The organism is Helicobacter sp. UBA3407 (assembly GCF_949747025.1).
GTDB lineage: Bacteria > Campylobacterota > Campylobacteria > Campylobacterales > Helicobacteraceae > Helicobacter_D > Helicobacter_D ganmani.
In genome coordinates, this window is the sequence record NZ_CATKCB010000253.1 from 1 (window position 1) to 2,153 (window position 2,153).

The 2,153-nt window shown below is 33.8% G+C and carries 3 protein-coding genes; all 3 read left to right on the plus strand.

Annotated elements, in window-relative coordinates:
- Positions 1-579, plus strand: a 579-nt coding sequence (locus Q1553_RS08380) for a hypothetical protein (protein WP_300842927.1), incomplete at its 5' end; no start/stop codon positions are given.
- A 9-nt stretch (positions 580-588) separates the two neighbouring features.
- Positions 589-1,290, plus strand: coding sequence for an OmpA family protein (locus tag Q1553_RS08385; protein ID WP_300668069.1), 702 nt, complete (start codon positions 589-591; stop codon positions 1,288-1,290).
- On the plus strand, positions 1,291-2,153 hold an 863-nt coding region (locus Q1553_RS08390), incomplete at its 3' end, for an HNH endonuclease (RefSeq protein ID WP_300842928.1).

The window sequence follows — 2,153 nt, forward strand, 5'->3', positions numbered from 1 at the left end:
ATAACGCAAACTTCACAAGCTGTCTTAGAAACAAAAGATTCAATCTCAAAAATCCAAGAGGCAACACAAAACATTCCACAGACTATGGAATCCCTAACAGAGATTTTAGAGATTCAAAAGGGACAACTAACCTTGCAGCAAAAGCAAGTAGAAAATCTGCAAAACGATTTAGAGGCTTTCGCAGAAATAAAAGACAAGGCGACACAATCCCTGCCCTATATTTCAGAAAAAGTTAATCAAATCACAGAGGATATTTTAAACTCCGTTACTAAAACAACCAATCATTATGAAGCCCTGCAAGGCAGAATCAGTGAGATACAAGAACATTTTAGAGAAAGCACTGAACATTTCAAAAATCAACTTGGTAGCCTCGTAGAAAACTCTATTGCCGCTATGCAAAAGGATATGGAATCTCAAATAAAGAAATCAATGCAATCTCTAGGAGAATCTCATCAAACCATACAAGAAGATATGGAGAGAGAAATTGATAGTTCTATGGCTAGCATAGGCGGAGCATTAGCGGAGATTGCCAAGAAAATCGTAGCAGAATATAACAAAATGCAAAAATATAATGGATAGGACTTTAAGATGGATAATTCTTCAAACTCTAGCGAAAACAGCGGAGAATATTGGCTTACCATATCGGATTTAATGTCTGGGCTTATGGTGGTATTTCTGTTTATTTCTGTGGCATTTATGCGATATAAAGAAAGCGAAAATGACAAAATTAAAAATATAGCCATTACCTATGAAAAAAACCAAACAGCAATCCATAAAGCACTCCACGAGGAATTTAAGTTGGATTTAAAGAAATGGAACGCTTCTATCAATAGCGAAACTTTATCTTTTGAATTTAATTCCCCTGAAGTGCTTTTTAAAACAGGAAGCAGTGAGATAAATCGTCATTTCCAACAAATTCTATCAGACTTTATCCCTCGTTTTTTAAAAACTTTGGAGCAATTCAATCCAAGCATTCAAGAAGTGCGCATAGAGGGACATACCTCATCAGAATGGCAGCAAGAAAAAAATCAAAACACTGCGTATTTTAAAAATATGCAACTCTCTCAAGAGAGAACTTTGAGCATTTTAAAATATTCCTACTATATCCCGCAAGTATCCATAAAGCAAAAAGAATGGATAAAATCAAACCTTGTTGCTGTGGGCTTTTCATCATCAAAAATAATCGTTGATTTAAACGGAATAGAGGATAAGAAACGCTCAAGGAGAGTTACTTTTCGTATCATCACTAATGCAGATAGCGAAATCAGAAAAATTCTAACAGGGATTTAAATGTTTTCAAAAACAAAAAATATAATCCTGAAACTTGTAAAAATAACCGACACGATTCAGATTACACCCGAAAAAATGGATTATGAGAAGCTAAAAATATTAGAGCAACTAGAGATTGGAAAGGAAATTGAACTTGAATGGATACATCAAACTAGCAATGGGCTTTTAAGCTATAAAGGTTTTCAAGTCTTACTCTATATTCCAGACCATACTTCAAAATTTCATTCTCCACTGCAAGAATTAATAAAGTATCCAGAAAAATGCAACAAATTCCACATTGCAAATTGTGAAAAATTACAAGAAATGAGTCGCAACAAAAGATACAACAGATACATAGCCACCATAGATACAAGCGGACAATTCATTATAGATGGCAAAGATAGAGGAATGATTACAGAGGCAAGAGTTGTTTTAAGGGTTTGTAAGTATTGTCTAAATTTTATTAATTACCAAAATTACGCCAATAGCAGCCCAAATCACAAAAAAGATATATTTGATTCCTTTGACATCAAAGAATTTCTAGCCACTTATGAAACACATTTTGAACAACTGCCAAAACAAACAAAATACAAGCCAAGCTATGCAAATAATTGGAATCAAGTTTCTGAAAATTATAGAAAAAATAAAGATTATGTTTGTGAGATTTGCGGAGTAGATTTGTCGCAATATAAATATTTATTACAAGTACATCACAAAAATGGCGTAAAGAGCGACAATTCCTATTCAAATCTAATAGCACTCTGTGCAGTCTGCCACAGAAGCCAACCCAATCATCAGCATTTGTATGTTAGCCCACAGGATACTAAAAAGATAGAAAATTTAAGAAAACATAGCGCAACACCCATTATAGAGCTAGATGATGA

Coding starts and splice junctions, on each gene's coding strand:
- Q1553_RS08385 (WP_300668069.1), top strand. CDS start 589: ATGGATAATTCTTCAAACTCTAGCGAAAACAGCGGAGAATATTGGCTT.